This window comes from Flavobacterium sp. AC267, assembly GCF_979258715.1.
Genome location: NZ_OZ409875.1, coordinates 3,918,069 through 3,939,944, shown reverse-complemented (window position 1 = coordinate 3,939,944; position 21,876 = coordinate 3,918,069). Strand labels below are relative to the sequence as shown.

At 34.2% G+C, this 21,876-nt stretch carries 18 protein-coding genes and 5 pseudogenes; 17 read left to right on the top strand and 6 right to left on the bottom strand.

Features of this window, described 5'->3' with window-relative positions; all coding sequences use genetic code 11:
• Nucleotides 1-9: 9 nt before the first annotated feature.
• The 3 genes from ACZZ95_RS20810 to ACZZ95_RS20800 all read left to right on the top strand — a co-directional run bounded on the left by ACZZ95_RS20810 (nucleotide 10) and on the right by ACZZ95_RS20800 (nucleotide 2,525).
• Nucleotides 10-252 (top strand): hypothetical protein, encoded by a 243-nt coding sequence (locus ACZZ95_RS20810; protein WP_463470485.1) that lies wholly within the window; start codon nucleotides 10-12, stop codon nucleotides 250-252.
• A 36-nt stretch (nucleotides 253-288) separates the two neighbouring features.
• Nucleotides 289-1,608, top strand: a complete 1,320-nt coding sequence (locus tag ACZZ95_RS20805; protein ID WP_463470484.1) for a RagB/SusD family nutrient uptake outer membrane protein — start codon at nucleotides 289-291, stop codon at nucleotides 1,606-1,608.
• Nucleotides 1,609-1,898: 290 nt separating this feature from the next.
• Nucleotides 1,899-2,525: an MBL fold metallo-hydrolase gene (locus ACZZ95_RS20800; RefSeq protein WP_463470483.1), complete on the top strand. Its 627-nt coding sequence runs from the start codon at nucleotides 1,899-1,901 to the stop codon at nucleotides 2,523-2,525.
• Between the two features lie 151 nt (nucleotides 2,526-2,676).
• On the opposite strand, the gene ACZZ95_RS20795 is transcribed toward ACZZ95_RS20800, so the two are convergent.
• Nucleotides 2,677-3,198 (bottom strand): DinB family protein, encoded by a 522-nt coding sequence (locus ACZZ95_RS20795; RefSeq protein ID WP_463470482.1) that lies wholly within the window; start codon nucleotides 3,196-3,198, stop codon nucleotides 2,677-2,679.
• Nucleotides 3,199-3,286: 88 nt separating this feature from the next.
• Nucleotides 3,287-3,794: pseudogene (locus tag ACZZ95_RS20790) on the bottom strand (Crp/Fnr family transcriptional regulator).
• A 331-nt stretch (nucleotides 3,795-4,125) separates the two neighbouring features.
• On the opposite strand from ACZZ95_RS20790, the pseudogene ACZZ95_RS20785 reads away from it, so the two are divergent.
• The 3 genes and pseudogenes from ACZZ95_RS20785 to ACZZ95_RS20775 all read left to right on the top strand — a co-directional run.
• Nucleotides 4,126-4,338 (top strand): annotated as a pseudogene (locus tag ACZZ95_RS20785) (helix-turn-helix domain-containing protein); the annotation flags it as partial.
• A 105-nt stretch (nucleotides 4,339-4,443) separates the two neighbouring features.
• Nucleotides 4,444-4,716 (top strand): annotated as a pseudogene (locus ACZZ95_RS20780) (MATE family efflux transporter); the annotation flags it as partial.
• Between the two features lie 25 nt (nucleotides 4,717-4,741).
• On the top strand, nucleotides 4,742-5,806 hold the full coding sequence (locus ACZZ95_RS20775; RefSeq protein WP_463470481.1) for an MATE family efflux transporter: 1,065 nt from the start codon (nucleotides 4,742-4,744) through the stop codon (nucleotides 5,804-5,806).
• Between the two features lie 270 nt (nucleotides 5,807-6,076).
• Here the strand turns inward: ACZZ95_RS20775 and ACZZ95_RS20770 are convergent, their stop codons facing one another.
• The 4 genes and pseudogenes from ACZZ95_RS20770 to ACZZ95_RS20755 form a co-directional block, all read right to left on the bottom strand.
• Complete coding sequence (locus ACZZ95_RS20770) at nucleotides 6,077-6,580, bottom strand: fibronectin type III-like domain-contianing protein (protein WP_463471727.1); 504 nt, start codon at nucleotides 6,578-6,580, stop codon at nucleotides 6,077-6,079.
• Between the two features lie 101 nt (nucleotides 6,581-6,681).
• Nucleotides 6,682-7,572, bottom strand: a pseudogene (locus ACZZ95_RS20765) (glycoside hydrolase family 3 C-terminal domain-containing protein); the annotation flags it as partial.
• Nucleotides 7,573-7,739: 167 nt separating this feature from the next.
• A complete protein-coding gene (locus ACZZ95_RS20760) occupies nucleotides 7,740-8,147 on the bottom strand; it encodes a glycoside hydrolase family 3 N-terminal domain-containing protein (protein WP_463470480.1) in 408 nt (135 codons plus the stop codon).
• Complete coding sequence (locus tag ACZZ95_RS20755) at nucleotides 8,144-8,536, bottom strand: glycoside hydrolase family 3 N-terminal domain-containing protein (RefSeq protein ID WP_463470479.1); 393 nt, start codon at nucleotides 8,534-8,536, stop codon at nucleotides 8,144-8,146. Before ACZZ95_RS20755 ends, ACZZ95_RS20760 begins: the two co-directional genes overlap by 4 nt.
• A 419-nt stretch (nucleotides 8,537-8,955) precedes the next feature.
• On the opposite strand from ACZZ95_RS20755, the gene ACZZ95_RS20750 reads away from it, so the two are divergent.
• The 11 genes and pseudogenes from ACZZ95_RS20750 (at nucleotide 8,956) to ACZZ95_RS20700 (ending at nucleotide 21,837) form a co-directional block, all read left to right on the top strand.
• A complete protein-coding gene (locus tag ACZZ95_RS20750) occupies nucleotides 8,956-9,933 on the top strand; it encodes a LacI family DNA-binding transcriptional regulator (RefSeq protein WP_463470478.1) in 978 nt (325 codons plus the stop codon).
• Nucleotides 9,934-10,339: 406 nt separating this feature from the next.
• Entirely contained in the window at nucleotides 10,340-11,047 is a 708-nt protein-coding gene (locus tag ACZZ95_RS20745; protein WP_463470477.1) for an NrtR DNA-binding winged helix domain-containing protein, read from the top strand.
• An 891-nt stretch (nucleotides 11,048-11,938) separates the two neighbouring features.
• Entirely contained in the window at nucleotides 11,939-12,403 is a 465-nt protein-coding gene (locus ACZZ95_RS20740) for a carboxypeptidase-like regulatory domain-containing protein (RefSeq protein ID WP_463470476.1), read from the top strand.
• The gene (locus tag ACZZ95_RS20735; protein ID WP_463470475.1) at nucleotides 12,360-12,641 is read left to right on the top strand and encodes a TonB-dependent receptor plug domain-containing protein; all 282 of its coding nucleotides are present in this window, start codon (nucleotides 12,360-12,362) and stop codon (nucleotides 12,639-12,641) included. The genes ACZZ95_RS20740 and ACZZ95_RS20735 overlap by 44 nt, the downstream gene beginning before the upstream one ends.
• Nucleotides 12,611-14,944, top strand: a complete 2,334-nt coding sequence (locus ACZZ95_RS20730; protein ID WP_463471726.1) for a SusC/RagA family TonB-linked outer membrane protein — start codon at nucleotides 12,611-12,613, stop codon at nucleotides 14,942-14,944. The genes ACZZ95_RS20735 and ACZZ95_RS20730 overlap by 31 nt, the downstream gene beginning before the upstream one ends.
• Before the next feature lie 12 nt (nucleotides 14,945-14,956).
• Nucleotides 14,957-16,899: pseudogene (locus ACZZ95_RS20725) on the top strand (RagB/SusD family nutrient uptake outer membrane protein).
• A gap of 222 nt (nucleotides 16,900-17,121) precedes the next feature.
• Complete coding sequence (locus tag ACZZ95_RS20720; RefSeq protein ID WP_463470474.1) at nucleotides 17,122-18,717, top strand: glycoside hydrolase family 43 protein; 1,596 nt, start codon at nucleotides 17,122-17,124, stop codon at nucleotides 18,715-18,717.
• Nucleotides 18,718-18,855: 138 nt separating this feature from the next.
• Complete coding sequence (locus ACZZ95_RS20715) at nucleotides 18,856-19,356, top strand: hypothetical protein (protein ID WP_463470473.1); 501 nt, start codon at nucleotides 18,856-18,858, stop codon at nucleotides 19,354-19,356.
• On the top strand, nucleotides 19,313-20,089 hold the full coding sequence (locus ACZZ95_RS20710; RefSeq protein WP_463470472.1) for an SGNH/GDSL hydrolase family protein: 777 nt from the start codon (nucleotides 19,313-19,315) through the stop codon (nucleotides 20,087-20,089). The genes ACZZ95_RS20715 and ACZZ95_RS20710 overlap by 44 nt, the downstream gene beginning before the upstream one ends.
• Before the next feature lie 193 nt (nucleotides 20,090-20,282).
• Nucleotides 20,283-21,635: a sialate O-acetylesterase gene (locus tag ACZZ95_RS20705; protein ID WP_463470471.1), complete on the top strand. Its 1,353-nt coding sequence runs from the start codon at nucleotides 20,283-20,285 to the stop codon at nucleotides 21,633-21,635.
• Between the two features lie 58 nt (nucleotides 21,636-21,693).
• Entirely contained in the window at nucleotides 21,694-21,837 is a 144-nt protein-coding gene (locus ACZZ95_RS20700; RefSeq protein WP_463470470.1) for a hypothetical protein, read from the top strand.
• Nucleotides 21,838-21,876 lie beyond the last annotated feature (39 nt).

Here is a 21,876-nt window from a genome sequence, read left to right as displayed (position 1 = left end):
AAAATAAAGATGAAAAATCAAAATATAGTATATAAAATCCTTATTTCTGGCTTACTTCTTTTAGCGACTGGATGTACAAATTTGGACGAGACAGTTTATGATAAAATAACTGCAGAAGGCACAGTATTAACTGAAGAAGATTTAGCGAGTATTGTTGCGCCGGCTTATACCTCATTTAGAGGGATTTTCTGGAATTGGGATGGTTTGCATGATTTGTATGAAGAGTCATCTGATTTGTTGGTAACCCCATGACGCAATGGTATTGGCTGGGGAGATTATTACATTACAATGCATCAGCATACATGGGGATCTACTCTTCCTCATGCAGAGGGTAACTGGTCGTATATGTACACAGGAGTAAACAGTGTAAATAGAGCAATATATCAAATAGAACAAATTGAAGGCATTACAAATAAAGACAAAGTAATTCAGGAGTTGAAAGCCTTACGAGCTATTTATTACTATTTCTTGCTGGATAATTTTAGAAATGTTCCAATTGTAACTTCTTTTATTAATCCTCAAGGATATCTGCCTGTGCAGAATACAGGAAAGGAAGTGTATGATTTTGTTGAAAGTGAATTAAAAACTGCTATGCCATTTTTAAGTGAAGAAAATAATACAGATACGTATGGAAAAGTTACCAAATGGGCAGTTAAAATGACTTTGGCAAAATTATATTTAAATGCACAAGTTTACACAGGTACTCCTAAATGGAATGAAGCTTTAAGCGAGGTTAATGACATTATAAACAGTGGTAAGTTTAGTTTGGCGACTAATTATGCTGATAATTTTAAAATTAAAAACGAGGGCTCTCCAGAAGAAATATTATCAATTCCTTTTGATCAAGTAAAAACAGGAGGAAGTTATTGGCCGTTTAAATCTTTAGCGGCACCTAGTCAGGCAACGTTCGAAATGAGCGGCGGTCCTTGGAACGGAACAGGAGGTATCCCGCAATTTATTGATACTTATGACTCAGATGATCAAAGATTAAAGGACTGCTGGTTAGGAGGGAAGCAGTTTACAAGCAAAGGCGAACCAATTATGGTAGACGGTGTACAATTTGAGTACATTAATTATATGACAAATGTAAATAGTCGCGAACCTAATGAAGGCTATAGATTAGTTAAATATGAAATAGGCACTGGAGATATGGGACAGACAAGTAATGATGTTCCTTTTTACAGATACACAGATGCTCTTATGATCAAAGCAGAATGTTTATTAAGATCAGGAGATGCCGACGGAGCGACTTTAATAGTTTCTCAGGTCAGACAAAGAGATTTTAAAAACACAAATCCAGGTAAAGCGACAGTTTCAGGAGCTAAACTTAACGGAGGAAGTGTTTATAAATACGGAACTTATGCTTCTGGTGTTATTACCAATTTAGAAGGAGGAGCAGATATTCAGTATGGAGGTTTCTTAGATGAGCTTGCTTGGGAGTTTATTGGAGAAGCACATAGAAAACAAGACTTAATTCGTTTTGGAGTTTTTACTAAAAAATCATGGTTTTCTCATACACCAAATGGTGATTTTAAAAGTATTCTACCAATACCGCAATCGGAGATGGATACAAATAGTAATTTAAAACAAAACCCAGGTTATAATTAAAGGAATATAAAATAATTTGAATTTGTAGTTTCGATAGGGAGTAAATTAATTTTTGCTTCCTATCTTTTTACTGTAATTTAAAGAATATTTTTCCTTGAATTATAATTTTTGTGATAAGAGTTTTTCGCAGTATAAAAGGGAAAAATAAATCTAATTACGTTATTGCTTAGACATATTTTTTTATCTTTAGATTTCAAGGATCAGCCGAATGGCAATATTCAAAAACAAGTTGATTTAGGTTGTAGAGTTCGAAAATATTTTTGGTTCAAATATTAAATTACTATTTGATTATGGAAATTAAAGTTCACAATTTGCACAACGGTCAAGTAAGAGTCAATAGATTTCTTCCTTCCAATGAAAATAATAATTTTCACACTTTCTCTTACAGTGGAATTGTAAAACCAGTTAAATGTAAGATCTGGCTTCCGGTATCAAGTTATTTGATAGAACACCCAAAAGGAGTGGTTTTAATTGACCAAATGTGTCAAGCAGATTTGCATCAAATTAAAGGAGATAAAAAGGAAATCAGTTTTTTTCAAAATCTTATCAATAGACCTGTTACAGAGCTTGGGGATATTATTAACGACAAGCTGGCGAAAGCAGGTTACAAATCCAATGATATAGATTATCTAATACCAAGTGATCTTCCGTCTGATTATTCAAAAGGACTGACTTATTTAAAGAATGCAAAAAAAGTCATGATCAGTGATCTTCAATGGAATGCTGAAGCGGCAGAAAAACCCATTAGTTTAATAGCGGAAAAGTGGAATGATTTAAATGTTCAAAAATATAGTTTTGCAAAAACGGGAATAGGTCCGCAAGGCTTATCTTATGATTTGTTTGGTGACAATACAATCGTTTTAGTAAGTACTCCCGAATATAGTTCAGGAGCAGTAACTGTAATTACTAACTGCTAAAGTAAGATTAAATCGTCATTAACTTCTCCATGATTCTGTCATAAATCTGAAAACTTCTGCAATTTGGTAAATACTATCTAAGCTCTTTAAATTTATGACTTAAAATTGCAGACAGCTTCAGTATAAAAAAAGCACATGTACCTTATTGGCATTAAGCATTTTTCAGAGCAGTTTGTATTCGCTCAATTTGTTTTAAATGCCTAATAATGTGATTGATGAAAAATTGAAAAGTGTCGCCTAGTCTCAGCTTAATGAAACTTGAAATTGAAGTCTTTATCTTGACTTTGTTTAAACTCACCTTTCTGGATTGATTCAGCAGATCTAAAAGTTTTATTTGTTGGTTTATAAATCTGTCAATTACCGATTTGTCAAGTTTGGCATTCAATGGATTCTTGTCCTTGAAAGTTTTCATTTTATTTAGTTTTTCTTTGGGAAGAATACTTTTTGCAAAGTAATTTCCTAAAAATCCACTGTGAAATTCAATATCAGTTGCACTTGTAGAATTTTTTATTTCGTTTTCCATTTGTAGCAGATAAAAATCACCATATAAATTCAAATGCTCTAAACACTCCAGAATACTCCAAGAAATTTCGTTTTCCTTCCATGTTAAGGTATTCAGATCATAACTTTGTAATTTTTCTGCTTGGTTTATAATTTTGTCTAGACTGCTCAAAAAGCGTATGGATTAATTTCTCTGATTGCATAATTTAAAATTTTCATTCAAAATTGTAAAAAATATTTTCCATTAATCTTGATTGAAATCAAGATTTTTTTAGTCGTGATAAAGTCTCGGCGCTCATTCTTAAATAATTGGCAATATACCTGTTTGGTATTTCCTGAAAAAGTTTGCGGACTTCTTTTTAAAACTCTTTGATATCTTTCCTTTGGCGAATTTGTCAGAATGTCAATTTCACGTTCCATTTGTTGAATCACCAAATTTTCTAAAATTTTCATCCATAGAGCTCTATTGCTCTCTGTTTCTAAAAATTTGTCTATTTGTTGTTTTTTTACAACTTTTATGACCGTTTTTTTGATCGCTTGAATAAATAAGTCAGATGGTTTGCTTGTCAAAAAAGAATCTAGTGAAACAATTAAATTCTCTTTATAGCCAAATCTGATTATTTGTTCTTCATATTCGTCTAAAACAAAAATCCTCAGACTTCCACTTTCTATGTAATACAAGTTTGTATCAATACTGCCTTTCACTTTTAGAAATTCGTTTCTATTGATGGTTATTGTATTATCCGAAAGTTCAATAATTTCTTTCATTTATTATCTTTTGTTGCTTTTAAATTTGTTTATAATTGTAAGCAGTTGTTCTATAATGACGGATGTGTTTTTGTTTAAGGAAACAACAAGTTTCTTCAGAATAAAAACAAAATTAGTGTATTTTTGCATTTATAAACAAATTGACATTCTTGAAAAAGTATATTATCATGTTACTTTAGGGTCTTATTTTTCTGCCTTCTCTAGGCAGTATTTTTGTTTATGGAAATACATATCCGGCAGAAGTCTGCGGATTGACTATTACGCATATTTATTAAATGTGAGCAGGATTACGATTAATACTTGTGTGAAAAAATAGTTTAATGTTACCGCGACAGAGCTCTTAAAACAGAGACTTCTTTTTGAGATAAAAAATGATTTGATACATTCAGGAAAGACTATTGCTGAGATTGCCTATGATCTTCATTTTTCAGAACCCGGACATTTGATGCGGTTTTTTAAAACCCAGACAGGAATACCCAGCGACCAGTTCCTTTCAGATTATCAAAATGGTATATTTTCATTGCATTTTATAAGGCTGTTATAGAATAACATAAATTTACAACAAAAGAATTGCTATGCCTTAAATGAAAGTTTACGGAATGGTAGTTTCAAAACATTTAAATCTGCCTGGAGGCAGTAAATTTTTAATATGATCAAAAAATACAAATCCAATAAGATATATTATCAAAGTACAATAGCCCTTGCAGGGCCTGTTGTGATTTCTCAGCTTGGGCATACACTGGTACAGACTCTTGATACAGTTATTATAGGGCATTATGCAGGAACTATCTCATTGGCGGCAGTCTCTTTAGTTCATTCTGTTTTTATGGTAGTTTTAGTCATTGGATTAGGGATTGCCTATGGACTAACACCTTTAATTGCACAAGAAAATGGAAAATCAAATTTTAAGGAATGCGCCGAGCTTCTCTCAAACAGCTTATGGCTAAATGTCAGCATTTGCAATTTTACTTTTTTTAATAGTGTACTTTGGTTCTATGTTTGCCATGCGGCATGCAGATCAGGATCCTCAGGTGGTAGAAACAGCAAAACCTTATTTACTAATTTTAAGTTTATCTATTGTGCCTTTAATGGTATTTCAAACATTCAAACAGTTTGCAGAAGGACTGGGTTTCACAAAGCAGGCAATGTCCATAACAATATGGGGAAATGTGCTCAACGTAATTATCGCAGTAATTCTGGTAAAGGGAATGTTTGGAATTGAGCCAATGGGAGTTAAGGGAGTAGGAATTGCAACATTGATAGATCGTGTTTTAATGATGCTGGTTATGATGTGGTATGTACTTCGATCAAAGAATTTCAGGTCTTATATAGACCATTTCTCCGTTAAGTTTGTTGATTTTTCAAAAATTTTAAAAGTGGTAAAAATAGGATTACCTGTGGCGATGCAGTATGTCTTTGAAATTGGCGCATTTGTCGGCTATGCTTTAATGGCCGGTCACATTGGCGCAATTGAACAGGCGACGCATCAAACAGCAATAACCCTTGCCGCAATGACCTACATGATGGCGGGAGGAATTGCATCTGCGACAACTATTAAAGTCGGAAATAACTTTGGAAATCAGAACTACAAAAGACTTCAGAGATTTGCTTATGCATCGTATCATTTAGTTATCATTTTCATGATGTTTTTTGCTGTGATTTTTACACTCTTTAATCAATATCTACCTTACTTAATAACAAATGATGTAAATGTTGTAGCATTGGTAGCGCAATTGTTGATTATTGTCGCACTATTCCAGCTCTTTGATGGTACTCAAGTGGTTGGACTAGGAACATTAAGAGGAATGGGAGATGTAAATATTCCCACTTTTATAACCTTTATTGCTTATTGGCTTATTGGTCTGCCTGTGGCCTATGTTTTAGGAATTCATTTCGATGCAGGAGTAAAGGGAATTTGGTATGGTTTAACTCTGGGATTGTTAACATCATCTGCCTTATTGTATTTAAGATTCCGATATGTAATGAATAAAGCCTTGGAAAATAATCGATAAGTCTAGAATTGATTTTATTAAAATAGAAATTAAGGATATTAAAAAAGCGGTCTTTATAAATCCAATTCATATCTGTTGGATCGTATTTTAAGTATTCAGAATATAAGATTTGCATGAAATCAGCTCCATCCATTGCGTCGCCTGGATGGAGCTGATTTGGCTTTTTTTAACCATTGAAACTGCTGAAGCTCTTATATTAGCTAATGGATTTTTAAATAAGAGAAAAGGAAAGTTTTTAAAAGTGTTCTATATTTAAGATATTAGTAACTGTTATTTTTCAATTTGAATAATTTGAGAGGCTGTATTATTCTTTATCTGTTGTTTTTCATCAGGCTGACATCCTCCAATTGAAACTTTAATTTTACCTTCATATTGTTTTAAAGTGCCTTCTGATGTAACATAAGAAAGATCTTCAGGAGAAAGATTAAAGGTAATTACCTTGCTTTCACCAGCTTTTAAATTAAATCGTTCAAATCCTTTAAGGCTTTTTAGAGGTGCCTTTATTGTAGAATCCTGATTGATTACGTACAGCTGGGTCACTTCTTCTCCTTCTATCTTTCCAGAATTTGTCACTTTAACAGAAATGGAAACTGACTGCCCTTTTTTTATTTTGGAAGGAGCTTTTAGATCACTGTATTTAAATGAAGTATAACTCAGTCCATATCCAAACCCATATAATGGAGTTCCTTTAAAGTAGCGGTAGGTTTTATTATCCATACTATAATCAACAAAAGAAGGCAAATCTGAGTCGCCTTTGTAAAAAGTAACAGGCAGTCTTCCTGCAGGATTATAATCGCCAAAAATAACATCAGCATTCGTGCGGTACCTGCAGATTGCCCGCCATACCAGATGTTAAGTATTGCTGGAATATTTTCTGCTTCCCACGGAATAGCTATTGCGCTTCCTGTCATCATGGCAAAAATCACTGGTTTTCCCGAAGATTGAAGCGCTTTTAAAAGTTTGGTCTGTACATCAGGAAGTAAGATAGAAGTGCGGTCTCCTCCTTTAAATCCAGGAAAATCTACAGGCATTTCTTCTCCTTCGAGCTGTGGTGAAATACCGCCGGCAAAAATAAAAGCATCTGCATTTTTATGACGTTCAATTAAATCTGCAAAATTAGTTTTTACAAAATTGCCTGTCTGCGACGATACTTCTGCTTTTCCTTCTCCCTGCCAATATTCAAGTACTATTTTATAAACCGTATTTTTTTTCGTTTCCAGTTTAAAAGTTTTTTCTCCCCAGCGATTCTTCTTCCAAGCGTTTACAACTTCTTTTCCATTTATTAGAAAGCGATAACCGTCATCTGCTTTAAGTTCAAAAGTAACAGAACCATCCTGATCTGCTGTATAATTTGTAGTGTAACGGGCAGAGAAGTGATTTGCTTTAATATTTTTAATAACAACTTCTCCTTCCTGCCAGAAATTATTTATTTCCGACTCGCTTCTAATTGCTTCAGGTTTTCCTGTAAGACTTATATTGTTGAAATATTCTGCCTGAAATCCTTGTTTTCCTTCATAAGAATAGTGTTTTTTTAGATCTCTATAGACTAATAATGTATCATTTGTAAAGTTGATGGCTTTCTCATAAATCACCTCTGTATCAGGACTCACTTTTTCTTTTATACCTTGTAAAACTGTCGTTAGCTTAGATGGAGTACCATTATAATTTCCTAATATAGAAATAGCATTATCGGCGTTAGGACCCAGCACTACAATCTTCTTCAGTTTTTTGCTTAGTGGAAGAATGTTGTTTTCATTTTTAAGCATCACGATCGATTGTCTGGCCATTTTTAAAGCATGCTTTTGATGCTCCTCACTTTCTAAAACGGAAGATGGAGTCTGAGCATATTTAACCATTTGTACAGGATCAAACATTCCAAGTCTGAAGCGGATCATAAAAAGACGTTTTACAGAAATGTCAATCTGTTTTTCGCTTATTTGACCATTTTTAACCGCTTGCACGAGTGCTTTATAAGCATCAGTTCCACAGTCAATATCCGTTCCATGCGGCACAGCGTCCATGCCGCCGAGATGCAAGCATCAGGATGTGTTTTGTGATTCTTAAAAAAATCATCAATCGCCCAACAGTCTGATGTAACATAACCGTCAAATTTCCATTCTTTTCTTAAAATATCATTCATTAAAATATCACTCGCACAACAAGGTCGCGTTCTAAAAGCATTGTAGGCACACATAACTCCAGCTACTTTAGATTCTGTTATTAATTTTCTAAAGGCGGGAAGATAAGTGTCCCAAAGCTCATATGGTGTTACGTCAACATCAAAAGTATGTCTCAAAGATTCCGGGCCGCTGTGTACGGCATAATGTTTTGCGCAAGTCACGCTTTTAGGTATTTTGGATCATCTCCCTGCAGGCCTTTTACAAAAGAATCGCCTAAAACAGCCGTTAAGTAAGGATCTTCGCCATACGTTTCCTGTCCGCGTCCCCAGCGAGGATCCCTGAAAATATTAATGTTTGGAGTCCAGTAAGTCAGTCCCAAGTAGCGTTCGTTGGTTCTGTTAAGTTCAACTGCTTTATTGTAGATCGCCCTGCCTTCAAGAGCAGAATAATCAGCCATTTTAAAAAGAGAATTTTTATCAAAAGTTGCCGCCATTGCTATAGCCTGTGGAAAGACAGTCGTTTTAAAAGGGGTTCTTGCGACACCATGAAGCGTTTCGTTCCACCAGTCATAAGCAGGAATTCCCAGTCGAGGTATTGCAGGAGCGAGCATTTAACATTTGTGCTACTTTTTCTTCTAAAGTTAGCTGGCTTACTAAATTTTCCACTCGTTCTTTAAAAGTGAGGTCGGTATTCTGAAATGGAAATTTTGCTATTTTGTTTTGTGCCGAACACCAAAAAGAGAGCAGTATGAGAATTTGATATTTGATATTTTTTATTTTCATAAGAGTACTTTTTTAATAATATCAAGGAATGTTAGTGGTCAAAATTTACTTAAAAACAAATACAACCGATTGCGTAAAGAAAAGAAAAATTACTTTAACTTGAAATTTTTAATTAAAAAAAACAGATTATAATGTTTTATTGCTATTTTTTTATGATAAATATCGACATTTATATTGTGAGTGAATTAATTTTCAGAGAAAAAAAGAAATAGTATCCCTAGTTGTACTGTTCTTTTGTTCTTAAATTATGTATATATTTACGACTAATTATATAGTAATGGAAGAACATAGACATGTAACGATATATGATATTGCGGAAAGACTCAATCTCGCCACATCTACGATTTCACGCGCTTTAAAAGACCATCATAGTATCAGTGATAAGACTATTAAGAAGGTAAAAAAGACAGCCGAGGAAATGGGTTTTGTTCCAAATACGCTGGCGGCAGGATTAAGAGGTAATAAATCTAAAACCATTGGTGTATTAATTCCAACGATTACCCAGCCTTTTTTATCATCATTAATTAGTGGTATTGAAGTAACTGCCAGAAAATCTGATTACTCCGTAATTATTATGCAGTCGCATGATTCCTATGAAGAGGAAGTTAACATGGCGAAATCGCTTTATAGCGACAGAGTAAGCGGTGTCATTTGTTCTTTGGCAATGGAGACAAAAGATACTTCTCACTTTGAGCAGTTTTCAAATAATAATATTCCGCTAGTATTTGTTGATCGTGTTCCAAAGGGTTACAATACTTTTAGGGTTGTAATTGATAATTACACAGCAGGTTATAAAGCAACAAAACATCTTATTGATCAAGGATGCAAAAGAATAGCGCATATGACTACAAGCGCAGAATTTGGTAATCTTTATAATGAAAGAAAAAGAGGTTATATAGATGCTTTGGCAGAGCATGGACTGCCATTGAAAGAAGAGTTTATTATAAATCTGAAAGCAATGACGTATGATGAGGGAGTTAAGGCTTCTAACAAACTTTTTGGTTTGAAACCTCCACCTGATGGACTTTTTGCTCCAGGAGACATTCTTGCAGTAAGTGCTGTACAAACAGCAAAAAAGAGAGGGATTAAAGTACCGCAAGATTTTGCTGTAATTGGTTTTAATAATGATCCTATTTCAGAGATTATAGAGCCTAATATTTCTACTATAACACATCCTGCAGAGAAAATGGGAAAAGTACGGCTAATATTGTTATTGATACTATAAAATCTGCTAAAGAGGAGGAAGCAAAAGAAATAACGTTTCTTAATACAGAGGTGCTTATTCGGGAATCTTCAAAAAAATATAATTCTTTTACTTTAAAGAAAACTGTCTGCGCATTATATGTAACAGCAGTTTTTTTGTGCTCAATCAAATCTAACGGCAATTTTACACCTCTTATTTTAAGAGTAAAACTAAAAAATAAACCCATTGTTTTTTTAAATCAAAATTCTTTGTACTTTAGCACAACCGATTGTTTTGTGTTTTAATTTTTAATAATGTATTTTTTTAATAAATAAATTGATAATTATTCTATTTAAAATACGTATACATGATTTTTGTGTAATCTAAAAATAGAAATCATTTAGAAGATGGTTCAGTTGTAATTAAGAGATGTTTTAATTTATTTTCTATGAGAAAAGAAGAATCAGAAAAGGGAAAATTCTGCAATTCGTATTATGAAAGCAAGATAGAAATTGACTGTGTTGTATTTCGATTTGAAGAGAAAAGCCTAAAAGTTTTGCTAGTCAAAAAAGAAAATGATTTCGGAAATGTTGAGTGGAGACTGCCTAATTGTACTATGGAACAGGGCGACACGATAGGTACAACTGCACAAAAAGTTTTAAAAAAATATATTTCTGAAGATAATTTCTTTCTAGACCAGTTAAAAGCCTTTGATTATAATACAGCATTATCATCTAAGGAAAAGATTTCAATTGGATATTATGCAATGGTTTGTAAAAAAGCTATGGAAGATCAAGAGTCAAATTCAGATATAATGTGGATTGATGTTCATAACACAACCTGCCTAGTAGAGAAATATAAGATGATTTTAGACTTTAGTATGATAGAACTAAAAAAGAATATCTGCTGTAGTGCAGTAGGTTTTAATCTTCTGCCTGAAAAATTTACTTTACTTCAGGTTTTTAATTTGTATGAGGAAATATTAGGTGTGACAATCAATAAAACTAATTTTAGAAGAAAGATTTTGCAGAGAAAATTGGTACGAGGCTTAGATGAAAAAGAACGGGGAGTGTCAAACAGAGCTGCTGAGTTTTATATTTTAACTGTACCAAAGGATGAAATATTTTGGAATGCCAAATTTAATTTTAATATTTAAAAAGGTTTTTTATAAAAACCTGCTACTGCTGTAATTTTATATTTTAAGGGAAACTTCTATAGTAATAAAAAACCAAGTACTGCCATTTTGATATTTATTGATTTTAATTGTAAAAAGGTTATCGTAAAAATAGATTTGCATTTTTATCTTTTAATTTTGTTGATAGCCTAAGAACGTTATAACTCTAAAAGCAATTAATATTTTCGGAGTTGATATCTTTAAATTTTTATTCTAATATAATGTAGAATATTGACTTAAAATGTTTTAATACTATTTTCACTACTACTTATTATTTAATTCTATTTTATAACTCCTTTCACTCCTTATTAAAAGTTTTTTTTTGAACAATCGATTGTTAAAAATAAAATTTTGATATTTAACTGTTAGATTTTCAGTGATTTATTTTAAATGTACGATTTTACTGGGAATCTAGTACTGTCTTCTGATTTACGACTGATTGAAACTATGGATATTTAAAAACTTATAAAATAAAATATTAAATTTTATCTTTTTTATGTTTTCTTTAAGATTATCGACTAAACATAATATTTTTAGCAAGTTTTACTACAACGTTGTAGTTAAAATTATCATATTACTATTATTTTTGGTTTAATTATGTGATAACTGTTTTTTTTAAAGCTATTTTTTTTATAATTTATAATTAAAAATTACACAACCGATTGTGTTTGAAATATTTTTTTTTATATTTGTGGTATGTACACTTATAAAAATCCACATTTTTGACTTTAAAGTGTATAAAAGAAAGCTTACTAACAAAAACCAATTTTAATAATTAAATCCATTTTTATGACTAATTTTTTTATTACAAGTAAATCGAAGCACTTAAAAGGCTTCGGTTTTTTGATCCTGCTGTTTTTGCTCTCCCTTCAAATGAAAGCGCAGATAACAGTTACAGGAGCAGTTTCGGATGCAAATGGTCCAATTCCTGGCGTGAATGTCAATTTAAAAGGAACAAAAACAGGAGTAAGCACCAGTTTCGATGGGAACTATAGCATAAATGCTCCTTCAAATGGTGTCCTTGTTTTCAGTTTTATAGGTTTCAAAAGCAAGGAAGTCGCTGTTAATGGACAAACTAAAATCAATGTGGTTTTAGAAGAAGACTCAAATAATTTGAAAGAAGTGGTAGTAATTGGATATGGAACTCAAATTAAAGAGGCTGTTACAGGATCAGTTGCTTCACTAAGTGGAAAAGAATTAAATGAAGTGCCCGTCGCTAATATTACGCAGGCTTTACAAGGGAGACTTCCCGGGGTCGAAATGACACAGACTTCCTCAAAACCTGGTCGTCGCCATGCAGATAAGAATACGCGGAACAAGATCACTTACAGGAAGTAATGATCCTTTAGTGGTACTAGACGGTGTTCCGTTTGCGGGTTCGATAGGAGATATTAATCCTGCTGATATTAAGTCGGTAGATATTTTGAAAGATGCTTCGGCTACAGCTATCTACGGTTCTCGTGGAGCTAATGGTGTAATCTTAGTTACTACTTTAAAAGGAAAAAAAATCAGAAAGCCACCTTTACATATAATGGTTTTAGTGGAATCAAACAGGTTTTTTCAAAGTATCCTATGATGGATGCATCAAAATTTGCGACCCTTCGTGACTACTCAGGTTTATATGTGGATGGTGTCGGCGAGTCAAGAAATGTAAACACGGACTGGCAGAATTTACTATACGGTTCGGGAGAAATGATCAGCCATGATGTAAGCGTTTCAGGAGGGACTGAAACAGGAGCTTATAATGCTGGTTTAGGATATTATAAAGAGGAATCAGTTTTACCTGGTCAAAGTTATGAGCGCTTTAGTCTTAGAGCAGGACTTGATCAGCAGATAAATAGATCAATCCGCATTGGTTTTAATACAAACAGTAATTACACAGCTTCGAGAGGAGATAATATTGGGACTGGAAATATTTTAGCAACCTCGCCCCTCGCAGATCCATATAATCCTGATGGAACTTTAAAAAGAACAGTCAGCATGGCGACTGATGATCAATGGGTTTATACCAGAAAATCCATAGAAAATCTAGGAGATTCGTATGTTAATCTAACAAGAGCTTTTAGTTCTTACAATAACATATTTGCAGAAGTTAAAATTCCGGGGATAGAGGGACTAAAATATAGACTTAATACGGGATTGAATTTACGTACATCCAATTCAGGTTACTATGAAGGACAAGGTGTGTTTGATGTAAATCCAGCGACTTTATCAAATGCGACTATCAGCAACGCATGGTCAACACAATGGCTTCTTGAAAATTTGATTACGTATGATAAAACTTTTGCTCAAAAACATACTGTAAATTTTGTGGGGCTTTATTCAAATGAGCAATATACTGGAAATAGTTCTAGAGTAACCAGAAATGGAATTACTTCTGATGCATTTCAATTCTATAATTTAGGACAGAGTGAAGAAGAAGCAGTTATAAATCCTGCAGATCAGGATTATACGCAATGGGGATTAACTTCTTATATGGCTAGGTTAATGTATTCTTATGACAACCGTTATTTTATATCTGGAACAGTTCGTTCTGATGGTTCTTCAAGGCTTTCGCCGGGTAATAAATGGGTGACTTATCCTGCGGTTTCTGCTGGATGGACTATTTCAAATGAATCATTTTTAAAAGACAGCAAAAAAATTAATTTATTAAAATTACGTGCTGGTTATGGTGAAACCTCAAATCAAGCAGTTGCTCCTTATGCTACATTAGGAGCGTTAAGTACCAGACCTTACAATTTTGGAAATACGAACTCAACTGGTGTATATGTGACAGAGCTTCCAAATCCAAATTTAGGCTGGGAGTTTTCTACAACATGGAATTATGGTTTGGATTTCGGGTTTTTTAATAATCGCTTATCAGGTACAATTGAGTACTACAAAACAAATACAAAAGATTTATTGCAAAGAGTTGGACTGCCGGCTACCTCTGGTGTCAGCGGTTATGTGGCAAATGTGGGAGAGACCGAGAATAAAGGTTATGAAATTTCTTTAAACGGTGTTATTCTTGACAATCCTAACGGATTGAGCTGGACAGTAGGGGTTAACTTTTATAAAAATGAAAATAAGCTGGTAGCCTTAGCTTCGGGAGCAAGTCGTGACGAAGGTAACAATTGGTTTGTTGGTTATAATATTAATTCTATTTATGACTATGAAAAGACAGGAATCTGGCAGGAAGGAGATCCTTATATGTCTATTTTGGAACCAGGACCTACAGGCATTAACCAGCAGGGAACAGTTGTTGGGTCAATAAAAGTAAAATATACAGGAGAGTATAACGCAGATGGTTCGCCAACACGTGCAATCAATGCTAGTGATAGACAGATTATTGAAACTGATCCAGATTTTCAGGGTGGATTTAATACTAATTTAACTTATAAAGGTTTTGATTTTTCTGCAGTAGGTGCATTTAAAAGTGGAGGTGTCTTAATTAGTACACTTTACGGAGGTGCCAGTTATCTTAATTTATTGAATGGAAGAAGAAGTAATGTCGATGTTGATTATTGGACTCCAGATAATAGAGATGCGGAGTTCCCTAATCCGAGAGGTATTAGAAGCGGTGATAATCCGAAGTATATATCAACAATGGGTTATTTTGATGCATCTTATGTAAAAATAAGAGCGCTGACATTAGGATATACTTTAGATAAAGACTTTACAAGAAATTTAGGGATTGATAATTTGAGACTTTATTTTACTGCACAAAATCCGTTTGTGCTTTTCTCTCCTTATCATGACAAATCGGGAATGGATCCAGAGACCAATTCATTTGGAGACGAAAATCAAGCTGTAGCTTCCTACCAGAGAAGATTTTTGGTTATTGGTACTAATACTCCTACGACTAGAAATTATTTATTTGGACTCAATTTAACCTTTTAATCAAACATTCACATGAAACGCTATATTATAAAAAACTTAATTATAGGAGTCGCAGTTGTACTATCCTTATCAGGCTGTTCTGATATATTGGAAGAAAAGCCGCATGATTTTTATGAACCAAATTATTTTAAAACAGAACAAGGGGTTATACAAGGACTGACATCCCATTATGCCCATTTGCGATGGATTTACGGACAAGCTTACTTTTACAATGCATGTCAGACAGGAACAGATGAAGCTACTTATGCACAGAGTGCCGACGGTAATTTTAAAGATCATGATTTGTCTGGCGTAGGAATTATAAATCCAAATTCAAGCCGTTCAGATGTTTTGTGGAACAATTCCTATTATGATATTAATACGGCAAGCGGTATTATTGAAAACGGGGTCGCAGTTGGTATTGCGCCTAATCTTATTGCCGAATCAAAATTTTTTAGAGGTTTTGATTATTTTTTATTGGTACAGACATTTGGAGGTGTGCCTTTGGATTTGGGAGCAGGAGAGTTAAAATTTAACAGCAAACCTTCAAGAAGCTCAAAAACGTAATACAGTTCCAGAAGTATATACAAAAGCAGTTTTTCCAGATTTAACAGCGGCAGTAAATGAATTACCTGATGCTCCTAGATTAACAGGTACTGCAACAAAAACGCTGGCTCGTTTAATTTTGGCCAAAGCTTATTTGACATATGCTTGGTGGTTAGAAAATCCAAACAATATACCTACTTATCCAGATGCTCCTAGAACCGATCCTGATGGTCATAATGCTCAATGGTATTTTCAGCAAGCTTATGATTTAGCATTACAAGGAATTAATAATCCAGGACCTTATGGATTATTAGAATCTTTTTATGATGTAAATACAGGTTCAAATGATCGAAATAAAGAAGTAATGCTTTATGCAGATCGTACGCAGGATAGTGAATATTACAATGGATCGAGTTTAACTTATGGAAACGGCGGTGCTCCGGATAACTTTGCAGGCTGGATGGTGACTTGGAATTATACTGCTATTAGAAGTAAGAATGGAAGTGCTAGCAGTTTCATCTGTACAGCGTGAAGCGAATCAATTTTTAGGACGTCCATGGACAAGAATGGTACCGCCTATTGAAGTTTTTACAAAAACCTTTGCAGATAAAACTAATGATTCCAGATACGATGGAACTTTTGCGACCGTATTTCGCGGGAATTGGAATTTACAGGGTACAGGCTTAACAAATGTTGCAACTTTAACAAATGCTAATGGATTAACTATAAAACCTGGAGATGCCGTTTTAACCTTCTTAAATGAAGAACCGACAGCACCGATAGCTTATCCTTCTGGACAGGGAGACAGCGGTGTTGGAGCCGGAGTACTGCCAGGGAGAGCTGATTATGTAATTTCTCCAAATGGAATAAGCAGAATTGTTTATCCTGGTTTTTGGAAATTAGGACCATATCGTACAGATAACGCTGGAGGATTAGGACAGCCAAATGCGGCAAGTACGAGACCATTTCCAGTAGCAAAATTTTCTGAACTTTATTTTGTTGCGGCAGAAGCGGCAGTAAAAGGTGCAACAGGAACTCTAAGTGCAAGAACACTTATAAATGTTATTAGAGCAAGAGCTGGAAAATGGCGCTGGGATAATAATGGAAACACAGCCAAAGTGGTAGATAACAGTGCGGCAATGACCGCCGCAACTCCTGCAGTTATTGATATAAATTACATACTAGCCGAACGCTCTCGCGAACTTTTTGGTGAGGGATACCGCTGGTACGACTTGGTGAGAACACAAAAATGGAATGAGCTTGCCGGGGAATATTCTATAGGAGGATCCAATTATGGACAGCATACGCCGGAAAAGGTTACCAGAACTATTGATGCTTATCATTACCTGAGACCAATACCTCAAGGCCAGCTGGATGGTATGGAAATGTCTCCAGCCGAAAAAGCAACATATCAAAACCCTGGTTACTAAGTTAAGTTGAGTTAGTTGAAAGCCGAGAGTAATTCTCTCGGCTTTTTAATAATTCTTTCAATTGATTAAAATAAATAATAAACAATGATTACAAGAAAAATACTTTTTTTGTTCACAATAGGATTTTTATGTTTTTTCTCTTTAACAGCGCAGACGAGAAAAATTCAAAGAAAAAAGCAGACAGACAATTTCCTGTATTTTCCAATGTCGTATATCAGGGAGATGATGAAATTTACAAAAAAGAATCCGTTAAATGCTGATGAATTTTATTCTCCAATTCTTCAGGGATGTTATCCAGATCCAGCTATCACCAGAAAACGAGACGATTATTACATGGTTTGCTCTTCGTTTGCCATGTTTCCGGGAGTACCAATTTTTCATTCCAAAGATTTAGTAAATTGGACTGATTTAGGAGGAGTTTTAAATAATGTTTCAGAATTTAATCCGCATGACACTGGTATCAGCGCAGGGGTGTACGCACCAGGAATTACCTACAATCCTCACAATGATACATTTTATATGATCGTAACAGCATTTACTGGTAATATGGGAAACATCATTGTAAAAACAAAAGATCCTAAAAAAGGATGGGGAAGCCCAATTAAACTAGCTTTTAACGGAATAGATCCTTCTATTTTCTTTGATGATAATGGAAAAGGTTATGTGGTACACAATGATGCTCCTGATAAAGGAAAAGAATTATACAACGGACATCGTGTGATTAAAGTTTGGGACTACGATTTAGAAAAAGATCAAGTTATTCCAGGGACAGACAAAATTATAGTAGACGGCGGTGTTGACCTTTCTAAAAAACCAATATGGATAGAAGCTCCGCATTTGTATAAAAAAGACAATCTTTATTACTTAATGTGTGCCGAAGGAGGTACAGGAGGAAATCATAGTGAGGTTGTTTTTAGTAGTAATAGTCCAAAAGGACCTTTTAAGCCGTCATCAAATAATCCGATTCTTACTCAAAGATACTTCCCTCAAAACAGAGCCAACAAAGTAGATTGGACAGGACACGCCGATTTGGTTCTTGGCCCGGATAATAAATATTATGGCGTATTTTTAGGAATTCGTCCAAACGAAAAAGACAGGGTAAATGCAGGACGCGAAACATTTATACTGCCGGTAGACTGGTCAGGTACTTTTCCTGTTTTCGAAAATGGCTTAGTACCAATGGAACCAAAATTAAAAATGCCAGCTGGTGTAGTAAACAAAACTGGCACAGATGGTTTTTTTCCTAACGGCAATTTTACATTTAAAGAGAATTTTACTTCAGAAAAATTAGATTATAGATGGATAGGATTAAGAGGGTCGCGAGAGCATTTTATTTCTATTGTTAAAAATGGTTTACAGATTAATCCATTTCCAGTAAATATCAAAGAATTAAAACCAACTTCTACATTATTTTATAGACAACAGCACAATACTTTTTCTTTCTCGACCACATTATGGTATAAACCAGAATCGGAAAAAGATCTGGCAGGGATTGTATGTCTGCAGAATGAACGCTTTAATTATGTTTTTGGAATAACTAAAAAAGGAAAAGATACTTATATATTGTTGGAAAGAACAGAAAATGGAAATTCACAAATTATAGCAAGTGCAAAAATAGACATTAAGGAGACAGTACGTCTAGAAGTTAAAGCTTCGGGAGACAAATATCAGTTTACTTATGCATTAAATGGAGTTGATTTTCAAAATTTAGGAAACGCTGTCTCAGGTGATATTCTTTCCACAAATGCCGCAGGAGGATTTACAGGAGCTTTGGTAGGTTTGTATGCAACTTCATCCAATAATGCAGTGCCTAAATAGAAAATAAAAAACAGCAAATGCTCAATATTTTGGTTTGAATCATAATTTAGGAGAACGGGCTTTTTTTTAAGCATTAATTCGCAGAAGCTTTTTTGGTTTTTGAAAAAAATAGAATGTTTTAAATTTTAAAATATAAATATGATCATAAGATATTTAATATATATATTGTTTGTACAGTTTTTCGTTTTAGTAATGGGATGCAAAACCAATCAGACATTGGTAAAATCTTCTAAAAAATCAACAAATGTAAACTGGGTTGGATCATGGGCCTGCGCACAAATGCTAGTAGAACCAAATAATATGCCCCCCGCTCCTGGCTTGGCCGAAAACACCCTTCGTCAAATTATAAAAGTTTCGATAGGGGGAGATAATATCCGACTGCGTTTTTCAAATTTATTTAGTGATCAGCCTACAGTATTAAAAAAGATCAGCATTGCCAATGTAATTAATGCTCCGGCAATTGATAAAAACACGCAACAAATTCTCAGTTTTAATGGAAATCAAGAGATAACTTTAAATCCAGGGCAGGAAGTATTTTCAGATGTAGTAAATTTTCAATTAAAACCAGGTCAGTTGCTTGCAATAACAATTTATTATGGCGCAGACATCACAAAAAACATCAGGACATCCCGGATCTAGAACAACATCTTATATTTTAACTGGTGACAATGTCAATAATGCCGCTTTTTCAGATGCTGTGAAAACAGACCATTGGTATTCAATTATGGGACTGGATGTAATGGCATCAAAAGAAACATCTAATATTGTTTGTTTAGGAAACTCAATTACAGATGGACGCGGCTCTGGAACAAACAAACAAAATCGCTGGACAGATATTTTAGCGGCTCGACTGGCGGCAGACAATACAACCAAGCATATTGGAGTCTTGAATTTAGGAATAGGAGGGAATTGTGTTGTAAAAGGCGGACTTGGACCTACTGCATTAGACCGTTTTGACCGTGATGTACTGTCGCAGGCAGGTACAAAATGGCTCGTGATTTTAGAAGGAATAAATGATATAGGAGGAATTAAACAGGCAGAAGATGCTCCTGTAAAAGCACAGGAAATTATAGACGCTTATAAAGGTATGATAGAAAAAGCACACGCCAGAGACATAAAAGTTTATGGCTGTACTATTCTCCCTTTTAAAAAATCATTTTACGACGCACCTTTTAAGCAGGATGCAAGAGATATAGTAAATGCATGGATTCGAAACAACTTTGATGCAGTAATAGATTTTGACAAAGAAATGGCTTCTGAAGCAGATCCTAAAACCATTTTATCTCATATGCATGATGGTGATTTTTTGCATCCTAATGAGTTGGGATACAAAAGAATGGGTGAAGTGGTAGATCTAAATTTATTTAAGTAAACAGATTTCAATTCCATTCATTTAAAAGATATAGGAGCCAGCTTTTTGGCAGTAAAATAAATTTAATAAGATATTATGAAATCAATAATTAGATTTTTCGTAGTTACAATTCTTTTTTTCATAGCTCAGAAAGGACATTCTCAGGATCCAAATTTTCATGTCTATTTAAGTTTTGGTCAGTCTAATATGGAAGGTGCACCCCATAGAAGCTGAGGACAAGATAAATGTAGATCCTCGTTTTCAGGTTTTGCAAGCAGTAAGTTGTCCCGATTTAGAACGTGAGATGGGCAAATGGTACACAGCTATACCACCATTGTGCCGATGTAAAACTGGACTGACACTGACAGATTATTTCGGAAGAACAATGACTGCCAATCTTCCTAAAAACATAAAAATAGGAGTTATAAATGTTGCGGTGGGAGGATGTAGAATAGAACTTTTTGATAAAGATAATTTTGAAAATTACATAAAAACAGCACCAGATTGGATGCTGGGAATGATCAAAGAATACAATGGAAGTCCGTATGCAAGACTTGTAGAAATGGCAAAAATTGCGCAAAAGAAAGGAGTTATAAAAGGAATTTTACTGCATCAGGGAGAATCTAACACGGGCGATACACTATGGCCCAAAAAGGTCAAAATAGTGTATGAAAATTTGATGAAAGATCTGAACTTAGATCCTAAAAAAGTGCCTTTACTTTCTGGAGAAACGGTTAATGAAGACCAAAACGGTAAATGTGCAAGTATGAATAAAATCATTGCAACATTGCCTCAGACAATTCCGACGTCTTATGTAATTTCATCAAAAGGCTGTATCGTCGCCTCAGACTTACTGCATTTTACTGCAACTGGATACAAAGAATTAGGAAAGCGCTACGCAGAAAAAATGATTTCATTATTAGGTTATAAATCTGACAATCCAAATGAACCTTTTATAGTTCAGGCACCAGTAGGTTTTGATCAGTTAGACACAGCAGTTCCAGCTGGAAAAATAGAAACGGTAAGTTATGATTCAAAAACAATTGGAACAGTTAGAAAAGCAACTGTTTATACACCGCCGGGATTTAATAAAAATACAAAATACCCTGTTTTATACCTTTTGCATGGAATTGGAGGAGATGAAAAAGAATGGTTGAACGGAGGAAGTCCGCAGATTATATTGGACAACCTTTATGCGACAGGAAAATTACAGCCGATGATTGTTGTAATGCCAAACGGAAGAGCAATGAAAGATGACAGCGCTTCGGGAAATATTATGGCACCTGATAAAGTACAGGCATTCACAGATTTTGAAAAAGATTTATTGAAGGATTTAATTCCTTTTATTGAAAAAAAATACAATGCTTTTAAAGACAGGGAACATCGTGCTATTGCCGGATTATCTATGGGAGGAGGACAGTCGCTTAATTTCGGTTTAGGCAACTTAGATAAATTTGCCTGGATAGGAGGATTTTCATCGGCTCCAAATACGAAGAAAACAGAAGAACTGGTTCCTAATCCACAAGAAACAAAAAAAGCTGAAACTCCTTTGGATTTCCTGCGGTGATAATGATTGGCTGATTGAAAATAGCAAACGCACCCACGATTATTTATTTAAAAATAATGTGCCTCATATTTATTATATCGAACCTGGAGTTCATGATTTCAAAGTATGGAAAAATAGTTTATATATGTTTTCGCAGTTACTTTTTAAACCTGTTGACGAATCAAGTTTCGCAAAATATACCATTTTAGGAACTACAGATTAATCGAACATACATAATACCAAATAGCCTTAAATAATAGCT

Excerpts from the sequence above, each read along its gene's own strand:
- ACZZ95_RS20715 (WP_463470473.1), top strand. The coding sequence starts at position 18,856 with ATGATCATAAGATATTTAATATATATATTGTTTGTACAGTTTTTCGTT.
- ACZZ95_RS20775 (WP_463470481.1), top strand. The coding sequence starts at position 4,742 with ATGTCAGCATTTGCAATTTTACTTTTTTTAATAGTGTACTTTGGTTCT.
- ACZZ95_RS20740 (WP_463470476.1), top strand. The coding sequence starts at position 11,939 with ATGAAAGCGCAGATAACAGTTACAGGAGCAGTTTCGGATGCAAATGGT.
- ACZZ95_RS20745 (WP_463470477.1), top strand. The coding sequence starts at position 10,340 with ATGAGAAAAGAAGAATCAGAAAAGGGAAAATTCTGCAATTCGTATTAT.
- ACZZ95_RS20750 (WP_463470478.1), top strand. The coding sequence starts at position 8,956 with ATGTATATATTTACGACTAATTATATAGTAATGGAAGAACATAGACAT.
- ACZZ95_RS20710 (WP_463470472.1), top strand. The coding sequence starts at position 19,313 with ATGGCGCAGACATCACAAAAAACATCAGGACATCCCGGATCTAGAACA.
- ACZZ95_RS20735 (WP_463470475.1), top strand. The coding sequence starts at position 12,360 with ATGCAGATAAGAATACGCGGAACAAGATCACTTACAGGAAGTAATGAT.
- ACZZ95_RS20805 (WP_463470484.1), top strand. The coding sequence starts at position 289 with ATGCATCAGCATACATGGGGATCTACTCTTCCTCATGCAGAGGGTAAC.
- ACZZ95_RS20810 (WP_463470485.1), top strand. The coding sequence starts at position 10 with ATGAAAAATCAAAATATAGTATATAAAATCCTTATTTCTGGCTTACTT.
- ACZZ95_RS20755 (WP_463470479.1), bottom strand. The coding sequence starts at position 8,536 with ATGCTCGCTCCTGCAATACCTCGACTGGGAATTCCTGCTTATGACTGG.
- ACZZ95_RS20720 (WP_463470474.1), top strand. The coding sequence starts at position 17,122 with ATGATGAAATTTACAAAAAAGAATCCGTTAAATGCTGATGAATTTTAT.
- ACZZ95_RS20800 (WP_463470483.1), top strand. The coding sequence starts at position 1,899 with ATGGAAATTAAAGTTCACAATTTGCACAACGGTCAAGTAAGAGTCAAT.